Here is a 12,640-nt window from a genome sequence, read left to right as displayed (position 1 = left end):
AGAGCCGAAGGTCCCGGAGCGGTGCGGGGCCCTGCACAGAGGGAAGAGCGGGCACACTGTGCCGCATGCTGCACGTGCGTATCGCCTCGCCTGCGTCCTTGACCGAGGAGGTGCTGGGGATGTTGTCGGAGGACCCGGCGGTCAGCAGCCTCTCGGCCGTCCGGGGCGCCTCGCTGCGACCTCCGGGTGACCTGGTGTACGCGGACGTCGCGCGCGAGGCTGCGAACGACGTCGTGGACCGGCTCCGCGGGATGGGAATCCAGCACGAGGGGAGCGTGCACCTCGAGCCGGTGCGGGCCTGGTTCTCCCAACGAGGCTACGACGCCGAGCGGCGGGCGCCGGGCAGCAGCGCCGACTCCGTCGTCTGGGCCGATGTCACCCAGCGCGCGTACGAGGAGTCGGAGCTCAACTGGACCTACACGAGCTTCATGGTGCTCGCCACGCTGATCGCCGGGATCGCCATCGTCCTCGACTCGCAGATCCTCGTGATCGGGGCGATGGTCCTCGGCCCGGAGTTCGGCGCGGTCGCTGCGCTGGGCGTCGCGCTGGTCCGTCGGCGCGGGTCGCTGCTGCGCCTCGCGGCCCGCACCCTGCTCATGGGCTTCGTCGTGGCCATTCTCGCGACCACCCTGGCCACGCTGGTGGGGAAGTCGTTCGGGTGGGTAACCCTCGACGACGTCACGGGGTCACGGCCCGAGACCGCCTTCATCTACACGCCTGACAGGTGGTCCTTCATCGTGGCCGTCATCGCCGCCGCAGCCGGTGTGCTGTCGCTGACGTCGGCGAGGGTTGGTGGGCTCTCGGGCGTCTTCATCTCGGTGACCACGGTGCCCGCAGCCGGGAATGTGGCGTTGGGTCTGGCGTTCGGGGCGTGGCACGAGGTGTGGGGCAGCTCGCTCCAACTCGCGCTCAACCTCTCTGGGATGGCGCTGGCGGGCTGGGCGACCCTGGCCCTTCAGCAGGCCGTCTGGGCGCGCGTCTCCGCGCACCGGGCGCGGCTCGTCGGACGGCTTCGGCGGCGCTGAGCGAAGGGGAGCAACTACCGGCGGTGACCGTGGCCCCTTCCGTGTGTCGGTGGTCGTGAAACGGGGCGCGCCGTGGGCGTCACACCATCTCAGGGATGTGGAGGTGGGCGAACGCGAGCTCCATCTCGGCCACGTCGTCAATGGTGGCGCCGAGCTCCCGTGCGGCTGCCTCCCGAAGTCCGCGCGCGGCGTCGCGGCTGGCCTCGAGCTGCTCGCGGGTCTCGAACGTCGCCGTCCCCACCGCCCGTCCGGTCTCCCGGTTGATCATGAAGCTGGCGCTGCAGAAGCCCTCGAGCTCCTGGAGCCGGGGGAGGACCCCCATCTTGTAGAAGTCGACGGCCCGCTCGGCCGTCTCAGGGACGCCGCTCAGCCACGTGACACGGGCGCAGGCGCCGTCGGGCGCGGCGTGGTCGCGGTGGACGACGGCGATCTCCCAGACGTCGACCTCACTCGTGTCGCTCCCCAGGGCCTCGATCGCCCCGGCACGGAGCGAGAGCACCTTGTCGGCGGAGTCGCGCACCGCGGCTTCCGACTCCCAGGCGGTGGTGGCGATGCACCGGCCGGACGTGCGGTCCGCCAGCAGCGACATGCCGATGCAGCCACTCATCGCACTGACCGCCGGGAACACCTCGTCACGGACGTAGGCGATGCCTGCGTCGATCTTGTCGATGTCGGCCTGAATCGTGGTGGTGCGTGCGAGCATCGTGGGCTCCTGTTCTCGGGGCAGCGCCCCGGTGGCGCCGCGCTCCCATCAACGCTGCTCGCGGCGAACCCCCGGGGCAATAGTCACCTCGGGCCCCGGGGGAAGGCAGACCTCGGAAACCTCGCAAAACCACCGCAGGGGGCCCTCGCTCAGGTGCCGACGTAGTCCGCGAGGTGCGCGCCGGTGAGGGTGGCGCGGGCGCCGACGAGGTCGGTGGGTGTGCCCTCGAAGACGACCCGGCCGCCGTCGTGACCGGCGCCGGGACCGAGGTCGATGATCCAGTCGGCGTGCGCCATCACAGCCTGGTGGTGCTCGATGACGACGACGGACCTGCCGGAGTCGACGAGCCGGTCGAGGAGGCCGAGCAGGTTCTCGACGTCGGCGAGGTGGAGGCCGGTGGTGGGCTCGTCGAGGACGTAGACCTCACCCTTCTCCGCCATCTGGGCGGCGAGCTTGAGACGCTGCCGCTCGCCGCCCGACAGCGTCGTGAGCGGCTGTCCGAGCGTGAGGTAGCCGAGCCCGACGTCGGCGAGGCGGTCGAGGATCGTGTGGGCGGCCGGGGTGCGTGCCTCGCCGTGGTCGAAGAACTCCTCGGCCTCGTTCACCGACATCGCGAGCACGTCGGCGATGTTCCTGCCCCCCAGCGTGTACTCCAGCACCGATGCCTGGAACCGCTTCCCCTCACACTCCTCGCAGGTGGACTCGACGGTGGCCATGACACCGAGGTCGGTGTAGATGACGCCGGCCCCGTTGCAGGTGGGGCAGGCGCCCTCGGAGTTGGAGCTGAAGAGCGCCGGCTTCACGCCGTTGGCCTTCGCGAACGCCTTGCGGATCGGGTCGAGCAGCCCGGTGTAGGTCGCCGGGTTGCTCCGGCGCGAACCACGGATGGCGCCCTGGTCGATCACGACCACGCCGTCACGGCCTGCGACCGAGCCATGGATCAGGGAGCTCTTGCCCGACCCCGCGACGCCGGTCACGACCACGAGCACGCCGAGCGGGATGTCGACGTCGACGTCGCGCAGGTTGTTGGTGCTCGCGCCCCGCACCTCCATCACCGCGGCGGGCGTGCGCACCGATGGCTTCAGGGAGGCTCGGTCGTCGAGGTGCTTGCCGGTGAGCGTGCCGCTGGCGCGCAGCCCCTCGACCGTGCCCTCGAAGACCACCTCGCCACCCTCGGTCCCGGCGCCCGGACCGAGGTCGACGACGTGGTCGGCGATGGCGATGCTCTCCGGCTTGTGCTCGACGACCAGCACGGTGTTGCCCTTGTCGCGCAGCTGCAGCAGAAGGTCGTTCATCCGCCGGATGTCATGGGGGTGCAGCCCGATGGTGGGCTCGTCGAACACGTAGGTGACGTCGGTGAGCGAGGAGCCGAGGTGCCGGATCATCTTGGTGCGCTGCGCCTCTCCGCCGGACAGGGTGCCCGACGGCCGGTCGAGCGAGAGGTAGCCCAACCCGATCTCGGCGAACGCGTCGAGGAGGTGCTGCAGGCCGGCCAGCAGGGGTGCCACGGACGGCTCGTGGAGCCGCCGCACCCACTCGGCGAGGTCGCTGATCTGCATGGCGCACAGGTCGGCGATGTTCCTCCCCTCGATCTTCGACGACCGGGCCTCCTTGCTGATCCGGGTGCCGTCGCACTCGGGGCAGGTGGTGAAGGTGATGGCCCGCTCCACGAAGGCGCGGATGTGCGGCTGCATCGCCTCCGGGTCCTTGGAGAGCATGGACTTCTGGATCTTGGGGACCAGGCCCTCGTACGTGAGGTTGATGCCCTCGACCTTGATCTTGGTGGGCTCCTTGTAGAGGAGGTCGTGCAGCTCCCGCTTGGTGTACCTGCGGATCGGCTTGTCCATGTCGAAGAAGCCGGAGCCGCTGAAGATGCGCCCGTACCAGCCGTCCATGCTGTAGCCGGGGATCGTGAGCGCGCCCTCGGCGAGCGACTTGGTGTCGTCGTAGAGCGCGGACAGGTCGAAGTCGGTGACCGAGCCCATGCCCTCGCAGCGCGGGCACATGCCGCCCACACGGGTGAAGGTCACCTTCTCGGCCTGCGTCTTGCCGGCCCCACGCTCGACGGTGATCGCACCGCTGGCCCGGACCGAGGGGATGTTGAACGAGTACGCGTTGGGCGAGCCGATGTGCGGCCTCCCGAGCCTGCTGAAGAGGATGCGCAGCATCGCGTTGGCGTCGGTGGCGGTGCCGACCGTGGAGCGCGGGTTGGAGCCCATCCGCTCCTGGTCGACGATGATCGCGGTCGTCAGCCCTTCGAGCAGGTCGACCTCGGGCCGTGACAGCGTCGGCATGAAGCCCTGCACGAAGGCGCTGTAGGTCTCGTTGATCAGCCGCTGCGACTCCGCGGCGATCGTGGAGAACACCAGCGAGCTCTTGCCCGAGCCGGAGACGCCGGTGAAGACCGTGAGCCGGCGCTTCGGGAGCTCGACGTCGATGTCCTTGAGGTTGTTCTCGCGCGCGCCGTGGACGCGGATCAGGTCGTGGCTGTCGGCAACGTGGGGTGCAGGCGACTGCGTGCCGGTCCTCGTGGCCATGGTCTGGTTCTCCCTCCGTCCGGCGCGCGGCCGCCCCTCGGTCCCGGCCGGCGTGGTATGCCGTGGTCAGGCTAGCCCGAGGAGGGGCGCGGCACGTCGGGTGGGCGCAGGGAAGGGAGCGTGCGCGACTGCGCCTTCCGTGACCCCGCAGGCAACCACGTGCGCTGGTCCTCGGTGATGCCCGGCTCGGGGTCCGGAGGGTGCAGGACGGTGGAGGTTTCGGGCTGCCCGATGGGGCCGACGGTGTTCCAGCGCATCCCGCCGTTGATCGGTCTGGTGACCTGTTTGGGTCACGCATGACGGCATCCCGACCGCCGCCTGCGGGGCGGCGCGGCGGTAGGCGCTGGGCGGCATACCCACGAGCTCGGTGAAGCGCGTGCTGAAGGTCCCCAGGGACGAGCAGCCGACCGTGAAGCACACCTCGGGCGTTTCCAAGGCAGCCGTTCCGGCAGCACGACGTCCGGAAGGCGTCCTACCCTGTCTCGCGTGGCTGACAACGCGCCGGACATGAACGCCGCGACGCCGCACGTGACGTCGCCCCGACAGGTCGAGTGGTTGGTCGAGGCGGACCCGGCGATCCGGTGGCAGGTCATGCGCGACCTGACCGACGCACCGGCTGACGCCATCACCGCGGAGCGAGCCCGCGTGGCGACCGAAGGCTGGGGCGCCCGCCTGCTGGCCGCTCGTGACCCGGACGGTCAGTGGATGGGCGGTGCGTGCTTCCCGGGGCGCGGCGACCCGCCGGAGGACGGCAGCCAGCCGTGGACGTCGACGCTGCCGGCCATGATGGAGCTCTACGACTACGGGCTCGACCCCGCCACCGACACCGCTCGGGAGATGACCGCGCTGGTCGCTGCGAACTGCCGCTGGGAGTATGACGAGCAGCCCTTCTTCGACGGTGAGGTCGAGCCGTGCATCAACGGCCGAACGGTGACCCTGGGCGCCTACTTCGGCGCCGATGTCGACGGCATCGTCACTCGCCTGCTCGCCGACCAGCTCGCGGACGGGGGCTGGAACTGCTGGGTCGAGCACGGCGCGACCGTGTCGTCGTTCGACTCGACGATCTGCGTGCTCGAGGGCCTGCTGGAGTACGAGGGTGCAACCGGCGGATCGGTGCAGCTCGCCGCTGCCCGCCGGCGCGGTGAGCAGTACCTGCTGGAACGTTCGTTGTTCCGCCGCAAGAGCACGGGGGAGGTGCCGGTCGACGCCTGGCTGCAGTTCTCGTTCCCGACCCGGTGGCACTATGACGTGCTGCGTGGGCTGGAGTACTTCCGCAGGGCCGACGTCCCGGATCCGCGGCTCGGGGAGGCGATTGAGCTCGTCCGCTCCAAGCGTCAGGGAGACGGCACCTGGCTGCTCGAGAACACCCACCCCGGCGCAGTCCACTTCGCGCTGGAGGACGGCGACGGCCGCCCGAGCCGGTGGAACACCCTGCGGGCGTCCCGCGTCCTCGACTGGTGGGACGCGAGGGGTGCCGCGACCGATGGACCCCGGGAGTGAGTCACGACCAGTGCCTGCGTATCCGTGACCATGTCAGGCGTGCGAGGTCGTGCACCAGCGCGAGGGCCGCGACGCCGGCGAGCACCGCCGGGATGGCATTGAGGGTTTCGCCGTCGAGCCAGGGCCACGTGAGGAACAGGATGACCCCGACGGCAAACAGGATCGCCCGCCACAGGGGAGGGTCCTGCAGCTCGCGCCATTCGTCTCGCCAGATCTCGAACATACGTCCTCGTGGGTGTGGTCGCTGTTTGCGCGGTGTTGCGCGGCCAGCATTCTGCCCGTCGCGTGGCGGGAGTGGTGGCCGTTTGCAGACGTCGGCGGCCTCGGAGCGCACGCCCGCGGGCCAGGCGGCCGCGATGAACGGGACTGCGCGCCTACGCAGAGATGTGGGGGCTCTTCTGCTGACCGCAGTTACGGACCTTGGTGGAGGTGCGACCCCCACCCGTCGGGCACCATGGTCCTGCCTTCCCTCGGCGCTCGCCACCCTTGGTCCGCCGAGCGGCGGGGTGTGACAGCCACAGGCAAGAGGGGCCTACGGCCTCATCCGAGACCGCCGAAACTGGGCGCAGGAGTGGGGGGGGCCGATGGCCGGTCAGGAACAGCCGGGTCGACGCCACCGCGGGAGAAGTCGCACACGGATGGCGCTTCCCGCGTTCGCCGCCATCCTGAGCAGCTTCGTCGCGGCGACGGTGCTCTTCCCGACGACCGCGAGCGGGCTGGCGAAGATCCAGTGCAAGCAGACCACTGGAACAGCAGCCGTCGATCCGATCGTCTACCACAACCTGAAGGTCGGCTCTGGTCACGTGCACCAGTTCTTCGGCAACAACGCGTTCCTGTCGCTGGCCAACCCCAATGCTGCGAACTACACCGACCTGGTCGGCAAGGGCACCAACTGTGAGGACCCCGCGGACACGGCGGGCTACTGGACTCCCACGCTGCACAACATGAAGACCGGTGCGGCCGTGCCAGTCGCGGCGTTCACGGCCTACTACAGGAGCTGGAACTCACGGACGACCGGCGAAGGCGTGCCCTACCCGGCCGATGCCCGGCTGATCGCGAGCCGGATGGACTGGACCTGTGGGCAGCGGGAGCGTGTCAAGCCATCCCCGTCCATCCCCGACTGCTCCATGGCCGACGGAAAGAGCGGCTCACGCCTCACCGCGCACATCGACTTCCCCTCCTGCTGGACTGGGGTCCTTCCGCGCCACTGGAGCACCCAGGTGGGCAACACCAACGACAACGCACTGTTCGCCTACCGGCTGGACAGCGAGAACTGCCCGCCCGGCTTCCCGGTCAAGACCGTTGAGCTGCGCATGACGATCCAGTTCCAGTACACCGGAACGGGAACGGACCTGATGCTCTCCTCCGACCACATGGCGAACACCACGGACGGCCGATCACTTCATGCCGACTTCTGGAACACCTGGGTCCAGACGGGCTTCCAGACCATGGTGCGCAACTGCATCAACCCTGGCCTGAACCGCACGACTGCCCTCTGCAGGTGACCGAGGACGACCTTCCCGCCAACGACGTGGTCGCGAGCGCACACCGAACTGTCCAAGAAGGCTCGGACGTTGTCGCCCATCCGCTGGAACGACGCCCCGGCGGCGGCTGCATCGCTCAGTCCGTCACCCGGAACTCGATTGGTCCGTCGTGGTCTCCGAGGGTTGCGGCGAGTTCCTGATGGAAGCCCACCAGTTCCGTGAAGGGGACTGCCATCTTGGAGACGGCCGCGAGGTCTCTGCCCTGTTCCGTCGACGGTGGCGGATAGAGGGACAGTCCCTGGTCGAGTCCGAGGCGGGAGGTCTCGTGCTGCCAATCAGGCCATCTGAGGTCCGTGTAGAAGTCTTCTGTGCCGCCGGTGAGGGCCCATGCCACCAGGTCGCCGTGTCCCGCGATGCCCAGTGGGGTCCACTCAAGGAGGTCAGGCCCCCAGTAGCAGATCTCCCCGAGCTCGCCAGTCAGGCCGCCGCCGTTGACCGCGAAGATCCCACCAAGGACATCGTGGGCCACGACGAGATGAGCCGGCGGGCCCTGATGGGCGGTGGGGTCCGAGAGGTCGTTCGCCGTGGCAAGGTCGACCAGCTCGCTGGTTCCTCCGCCGAGGATCCGCAACCAGCCGTGGTCGACGACGAGCCCGCCGCAGGCGTATGCCAGCGCCCCGGTGGGGGAGCGCGTGGTCACCTGCAGTCGGAACAGCGTCTGCGCTGCTCGGTTGGGCTCCCGCTCGAGGATCTGGGTCCGGCCCCCGTCCTGCGCCCACTCGACGATCTGCGGCCACGCCGGTTCTTCGACGTCGGCCAGCTCCTGGACGCTTCGGATGATCCCCATGGGCGCCCACTGTGCCACGCGCGTCTGCTCAGTGGTCGCCCACGAGGAGGCACGTCACCGCCAGCCGATGGACGCGACTTCGACGGGTTCGCTGAAGCCCTTGAGCTTGACCGACCGACGATCGACCGCCACGTCGCGGCGCCGCGACGACTGCAGCGTTGCAGCGCTCACCAGCACCTCGGAACCCGCGGCGGCCGCACCGATGCGCGCGGCGAGGTTGACGCCGCCACCGATGTAGTCGAGGCCGGTCCGGCTCGCCTCCGCCCTGTGGACACCGATGCGCACGTGGGGTGCGAACCCGTACTCACGTCGTTGGTCGTCCAGCCGTCGTTGGATCGCGAGCGCCGCGTCGATGGCTTGGTCCACATCGTCGAAGGCGAGGAAGAACCCGTCGCCCGTCGCCTTGATCTCCTCGCCTCCGTGCTCGGCGACGACACCGCGCAGCGCCTTGTCGTGCCAGTCGAGGACCCGGGACCACGACTCGTCGCCAAGCAGCTCGGTCAGTTTCGTCGAGTCGACGATGTCGGTGAAGACGAATGCCCGCACGACCCGCTGTGTGCCGGCCACACCCCGTGCGCTGTCCCCGGCACCCCCGCGGGCACGCGGGTCGGTCGCGGCCTCGAGCGTGACCAGCAAGCGTGTGGTCCGTTCCACGTCAGGGGTCGCGCCGAGGTGCTCGAACCCCGCCCGGGCAGCTCTCGCCTCGACGATGGCCGCATCCGGCTCACCGGCGGCTGCGTGGACCTCGGCCAGTCCACGCCGCGCGACGGCGAGCTCATAGGGCGCGTCGGCCGCTGAGTACAGCTCGGCGGCGCGCTGCAGGTCCCGCCGCGCCGCGTCGAGCGCACCCTCACTCGCCTCGACCGCACCCATCGCGGCAGCCGCGGCGGCCGCAGGCACCCGCGTCCCGAACTGGTCCGCGATGTGCCCGATCTCCTCGGCAGCCGTCCGCGCCGTCGCGCTGTCGGACCCGGCCAAGGCGATCTCGACCTGCGCCTCGAGCAGTGGCAGCCGGTAGAGACCCGTATCGGGCGTCGCCCTCCAGGCCGGCGTACGCGCAGGGCCGTCGAGCGCTCGGCGGATCTCCATGGCGGCCACGGCGACCTTTCCCTCGGCGAGCCGCAGCAGGGACAGCGCAGGCTCGGGGTCGGTTCCCAAGGCGTGCGCCTCGACGAGGATGGCCTCGGCACCGGGTAGGTCACCGCGCCGCAGCCGGATGTCACCGATCTGGTACAGGGCGGTGCCCACCGCCGCCGGCACGTAACCGCGCAGCTCCACCGATGCCTGCCGGGCCTCCGCCTCGGCCTCGAGCCAGGCACCCCGACGACGCTTGATCTCGGAGCGGAACACCCGACACATCCCCGGGTAGCCGTTGATGCCCTCGCGCCGGCACCACCGGTCCTGCGCCTCTGTCCACTCCGCCGCCCGCGTCCACTCCCCGAGCGCGCTGCAGGTCTCGATCGTCGTGCAACACACACCCCCGGCAACGGCCGGCTCGAGCTCGCCCGAGATGGCGGCGACCGTGGCCTCGTCGACCAGGTCGAGCCCCTCCGCCACCCTGCCGGTCGACACCAGTGCCGCACCGCGCTCGGCCAACGCGAACGACTCGAGGTTGCGGTCCTGGAGGCGTCGCCCGATCTCGAGCGCACGGGTCGCGTTGGCAAGCGCCCCCTCGTCGTCACCGACCACCGCGTCGTGGAAGGACTGTGTTGCGGCCAGCCACCCGTGCCCGATGCCCTCGTCCGCGTGCTCCAGGATGCGCTCCGCTCGGCGTAGCCACGCGTTGGCGACGGGCCCGGCGTTCCGGAACAGGTGGTTCCGGGCCAGCATGACCGCGAGCATGGCGGCGGCCTCGTTGTCGTGTGCCCTGGTCGCGGCGGCATACGCGCGCTCGAGGGCGTCGATCGCGACGGGCAGCCGCCCGACCCACCAGGCCGCCTGGGCCAACAGCCCCAGCTCCGCAGGAGCCAACCTGCCCGCCTCGTCCTCGCCGTTGAGCAGGTCGAACGCCTCACGCCACGAGTGGCGCGCCAGCGCCTCCTGGGCGCGTTCAACGGGTGAGGCCTCGACCACGTCCGACATTGGACTCCTTCAGCCAGCGCTTCATTCTCGCACCGGACAGCACGGTCGTCGGCAGATCCGTGCATCTCGCGGTCGAAGCGGATGCGCGTTCGCCCGCTCGAGTAGGGGGATCAGCTTCGGCGCGATTCGAGCGGGACGCGGCAGATCCGCACTTCCCCACGTCAGTCGGGATCGATCACGAACTGCACTCGGGTTGGGAACTGCCCATCGTCGACAAGAACGACGAGCCGGCGACTGCCCCGCACCCACGCGAGGGCAGCAGGGATGACCCCGGCAGGGTCCTCGACCTCGAACGCGTCTGCGATCTCGAACACTTCATCTGCGACGCGGAGTGGCACGGGATCGAGAGGCGTCCCGATCCAGACCTCGCACCGCACGGGCCCCTCGACTGCGGGTTGCACGCGAGGATGGCTGAGCTGCGGTCGAAGTACCAATGGCTGTCTGGTGGTGCGTTCGACACATCACCGTCGGACTCGCTGTCCCGCACGACGACGCACCCATGACGCGACTCGAACTCGAGGCGACCTGCAACGTGGACATCAGCCCGAAACCTATCCGCGGGGGCTGGGGTCCGCTCATCGGCGCGACCGCACGCCGCGGGGAGCGTGACGATCTGCGCCCAGGCAGGCAGCTGGGCAGGATGAGCACATGGGATCGCCAGGGTGGCTCGAGCGGTATCGCGGTGGGGCACGTGAGCAGGTCTGGCACGAGCTGAGGCAGTACGGGCAGCAGGTTCGCGAACCCGGTCTCGAGGCGGAGGCGCAGTCCGTCTGCGATGAGATGGCTCGCCGGGCACGGCACAACGTCGAAGTGATCGTCGCGCGGCTCCACGAGCAGGGGTACCGGTTCCACTCCAACGACGACGCGCAGGAGCCGGTGGAGGCTCTGCGACCACCGGGACCGGACGCAAGTGCGCTGGTGCCGTGGCTGAGGGACACCTTCGGTGAGGTTCCGATGGTCGTGTCGTCCTGGCTGCGTGTGGTGGGCGATGTGTGGCTGGTCGGAACTCATCCGAGCTGGCCGCAGTCGGCGGCGGCTGATCCGCTGGTGATCGAGCTGGAGGGAACCCGCCACCCGGACGCGTCGATCCGCGACTACTACGACGGTGAGCTCGACGCGTGGCGCGAGTGGAGCCAGGAGGACGCCGAGGCAGGTGGATTCGTGCTTCCGGTGGCTCCCGACCGTCTCCACAAGGCCAATGTCAGCGGTGGGGGGCCGTACGGTTTCCGGCTCCCGGACGGCACCGCGGAGGGACTCTTCGTCGGTGAAGTCGCCATGCCGTTCGTCTCCTACCTGAACTGGGTCTTCCGCCACGGGGGCTTCCCCGGCGATGCGCCAGGGGATCAGCAGTGGAGGGTCAAGCAGAGCCTCGCCGACGGACTGTTGGCACTCTGAAGCGCACTCGATGCGCATGCAGTGCGTGGTGGAGCCGAAGCCTGTCATGATCGGCGACCATGACGAGGCTGGTTGAGGTGATCTCGAGCCTCGATGACCTTCCGGTCCTCGAGGCGGCCGACGTGGCGCCCACGATCTTCGCGCGCAAGCCCTGGACGCCGGCCTCTCCTTGCCTGGTGCTCGCCGAGGAGGCAGTTGGCGGGCGCGCCAGATCCGCCCCGGACTATGCCTACCTCCTCGAGGTCGACGTGGCCCGCGAGGTGCTGGCGGTCTGGTCTGACTGGCGCTCTGGCGTCGCACCGAGCCCAGATGAGGCCGCTCGCGCAGTGATCCATTACGCCGAGCACGACGCGTACGAGCCGCCTTAGCCGCGGAGCGGGTTCGACGTCGTCTGCTATCGGCGTGGCCTCACCTTCCCTGTCTGCGGCAGACGCGGATGTCTCACCGCCATCCGTCGCGCTGCCCCGTGAACGGGGGATCGAGGCTGCGCCGGTGACGCTTGCTGGCACACTCGCGTCGACCGACCTGAACGGGGGACACCATGACCGCGAATGCCGAGCCGGTGAAGATCCGGTTCTCGCTGGAGGCTGGCGACGACGGGTGGCCGCCGGTCGGCAGCGAAGGCGTGTGGGCGGCTTCCCTCGGCGGCGACCTCTATCGGCTGGACAACACGCCGTGGTTCGCGCGCGGCGTCGCATACGGCGACGTGGTCGAAGCGATGTCGGGGTCGGATGGCATTCCGTGGGCGACCCGGCTGGTCCAGTGGAACGGACACCTGACCATCCGCGTCATCCCGTTCAGGGCCGGCCCGCTGGCCGGTGACCTCCAAGCTGTCCTCGACGCCTTCGCGCCCTACGGCGTCACCGGCGAAGGTGCCGAGCCGTCGTACGCGATCGTGGCCCTCGACGTGCCCCCGAACGCGCCGCTCCGAGACGTCAAGAGCCTCCTGCGTGAGGGCCAGGCTGACGGCCGCTGGGAATACGAGGAGGGCTGCGTCAGCGACGAGTGGGAGGCCCTGTAGGGCGTCCGGGGGCAGATCCGGACGTTGGATCGCCTTCGCCCCGCGT

General features: G+C 69.8%; 11 protein-coding genes and 2 pseudogenes. 6 read left to right on the top strand and 7 right to left on the bottom strand.

Annotation, left to right across the window (positions count from 1 at the left end; genetic code table 11):
• The first annotated feature begins 65 nt into the window (after positions 1 to 65).
• Positions 66 to 1,025, top strand: coding sequence for a DUF389 domain-containing protein (locus tag P0Y31_RS17895; RefSeq protein WP_275871895.1), 960 nt, complete (start codon positions 66 to 68; stop codon positions 1,023 to 1,025).
• A gap of 79 nt (positions 1,026 to 1,104) precedes the next feature.
• On the opposite strand, the gene P0Y31_RS17890 is transcribed toward P0Y31_RS17895, so the two are convergent.
• From P0Y31_RS17890 to P0Y31_RS17875, 4 genes and pseudogenes are all read right to left on the bottom strand, one after another.
• On the bottom strand, positions 1,105 to 1,728 hold the full coding sequence (locus tag P0Y31_RS17890; protein ID WP_275871893.1) for an antibiotic biosynthesis monooxygenase: 624 nt from the start codon (positions 1,726 to 1,728) through the stop codon (positions 1,105 to 1,107).
• Between the two features lie 149 nt (positions 1,729 to 1,877).
• On the bottom strand, positions 1,878 to 4,265 hold the full coding sequence (locus tag P0Y31_RS17885) for an excinuclease ABC subunit UvrA (RefSeq protein ID WP_275871891.1): 2,388 nt from the start codon (positions 4,263 to 4,265) through the stop codon (positions 1,878 to 1,880).
• A 161-nt stretch (positions 4,266 to 4,426) separates the two neighbouring features.
• A pseudogene (locus P0Y31_RS17880) lies at positions 4,427 to 4,528 on the bottom strand (VOC family protein); the annotation flags it as partial.
• A gap of 3 nt (positions 4,529 to 4,531) precedes the next feature.
• A pseudogene (locus P0Y31_RS17875) lies at positions 4,532 to 4,688 on the bottom strand (AraC family transcriptional regulator); the annotation flags it as partial.
• Positions 4,689 to 4,772: 84 nt separating this feature from the next.
• On the opposite strand from P0Y31_RS17875, the gene P0Y31_RS17870 reads away from it, so the two are divergent.
• Entirely contained in the window at positions 4,773 to 5,765 is a 993-nt protein-coding gene (locus P0Y31_RS17870; RefSeq protein ID WP_275871952.1) for a hypothetical protein, read from the top strand.
• A gap of 1 nt (position 5,766) precedes the next feature.
• Here P0Y31_RS17870 and P0Y31_RS17865 read toward each other — a convergent pair whose 3' ends face one another.
• Positions 5,767 to 5,988: a hypothetical protein gene (locus P0Y31_RS17865; RefSeq protein ID WP_275871888.1), complete on the bottom strand. Its 222-nt coding sequence runs from the start codon at positions 5,986 to 5,988 to the stop codon at positions 5,767 to 5,769.
• Positions 5,989 to 6,403: 415 nt separating this feature from the next.
• Here P0Y31_RS17865 and P0Y31_RS17860 point away from each other — a divergent pair, with 415 nt between their 5' ends.
• Positions 6,404 to 7,270 carry a DUF1996 domain-containing protein gene (locus tag P0Y31_RS17860; RefSeq protein WP_275871886.1) on the top strand — a complete coding sequence of 289 codons (867 nt, stop codon included), beginning with the start codon at positions 6,404 to 6,406 and terminating at the stop codon, positions 7,268 to 7,270.
• Between the two features lie 115 nt (positions 7,271 to 7,385).
• Here the strand turns inward: P0Y31_RS17860 and P0Y31_RS17855 are convergent, their stop codons facing one another.
• Positions 7,386 to 8,096 carry a DUF2625 family protein gene (locus P0Y31_RS17855; RefSeq protein ID WP_275871884.1) on the bottom strand — a complete coding sequence of 237 codons (711 nt, stop codon included), beginning with the start codon at positions 8,094 to 8,096 and terminating at the stop codon, positions 7,386 to 7,388.
• A 54-nt stretch (positions 8,097 to 8,150) separates the two neighbouring features.
• Entirely contained in the window at positions 8,151 to 10,178 is a 2,028-nt protein-coding gene (locus P0Y31_RS17850; protein ID WP_275871882.1) for an adenylate/guanylate cyclase domain-containing protein, read from the bottom strand.
• Between the two features lie 648 nt (positions 10,179 to 10,826).
• Between P0Y31_RS17850 and P0Y31_RS17845 the strand changes: the two genes are divergently transcribed.
• From P0Y31_RS17845 to P0Y31_RS17835, 3 genes are all read left to right on the top strand, one after another.
• Positions 10,827 to 11,573: a hypothetical protein gene (locus P0Y31_RS17845; RefSeq protein ID WP_275871880.1), complete on the top strand. Its 747-nt coding sequence runs from the start codon at positions 10,827 to 10,829 to the stop codon at positions 11,571 to 11,573.
• A 77-nt stretch (positions 11,574 to 11,650) separates the two neighbouring features.
• Positions 11,651 to 11,941: a hypothetical protein gene (locus P0Y31_RS17840; protein WP_275871878.1), complete on the top strand. Its 291-nt coding sequence runs from the start codon at positions 11,651 to 11,653 to the stop codon at positions 11,939 to 11,941.
• A gap of 173 nt (positions 11,942 to 12,114) precedes the next feature.
• Positions 12,115 to 12,594 carry a DUF4265 domain-containing protein gene (locus P0Y31_RS17835; protein WP_275871876.1) on the top strand — a complete coding sequence of 160 codons (480 nt, stop codon included), beginning with the start codon at positions 12,115 to 12,117 and terminating at the stop codon, positions 12,592 to 12,594.
• The last annotated feature ends 46 nt before the right edge of the window (positions 12,595 to 12,640 follow it).

It is taken from the genome of Knoellia sp. 3-2P3 (genome assembly GCF_029223115.1).
Classification (GTDB): Bacteria; Actinomycetota; Actinomycetes; order Actinomycetales; family Dermatophilaceae; genus Pedococcus_A.
This window is presented reverse-complemented; position numbering and strand designations above follow the sequence as displayed.

What these genes read in the sequence shown, in the direction of transcription:
- P0Y31_RS17895 (WP_275871895.1), top strand. Translation starts at nt 66, where the DNA reads ATGCTGCACGTGCGTATCGCCTCGCCTGCGTCCTTGACCGAGGAGGTG.
- P0Y31_RS17890 (WP_275871893.1), bottom strand. Translation starts at nt 1,728, where the DNA reads ATGCTCGCACGCACCACCACGATTCAGGCCGACATCGACAAGATCGAC.
- P0Y31_RS17885 (WP_275871891.1), bottom strand. Translation starts at nt 4,265, where the DNA reads ATGGCCACGAGGACCGGCACGCAGTCGCCTGCACCCCACGTTGCCGAC.
- P0Y31_RS17870 (WP_275871952.1), top strand. Translation starts at nt 4,773, where the DNA reads ATGAACGCCGCGACGCCGCACGTGACGTCGCCCCGACAGGTCGAGTGG.
- P0Y31_RS17865 (WP_275871888.1), bottom strand. Translation starts at nt 5,988, where the DNA reads ATGTTCGAGATCTGGCGAGACGAATGGCGCGAGCTGCAGGACCCTCCC.
- P0Y31_RS17860 (WP_275871886.1), top strand. Translation starts at nt 6,404, where the DNA reads ATGGCGCTTCCCGCGTTCGCCGCCATCCTGAGCAGCTTCGTCGCGGCG.
- P0Y31_RS17855 (WP_275871884.1), bottom strand. Translation starts at nt 8,096, where the DNA reads ATGGGGATCATCCGAAGCGTCCAGGAGCTGGCCGACGTCGAAGAACCG.
- P0Y31_RS17850 (WP_275871882.1), bottom strand. Translation starts at nt 10,178, where the DNA reads ATGTCGGACGTGGTCGAGGCCTCACCCGTTGAACGCGCCCAGGAGGCG.
- P0Y31_RS17845 (WP_275871880.1), top strand. Translation starts at nt 10,827, where the DNA reads ATGGGATCGCCAGGGTGGCTCGAGCGGTATCGCGGTGGGGCACGTGAG.
- P0Y31_RS17835 (WP_275871876.1), top strand. Translation starts at nt 12,115, where the DNA reads ATGACCGCGAATGCCGAGCCGGTGAAGATCCGGTTCTCGCTGGAGGCT.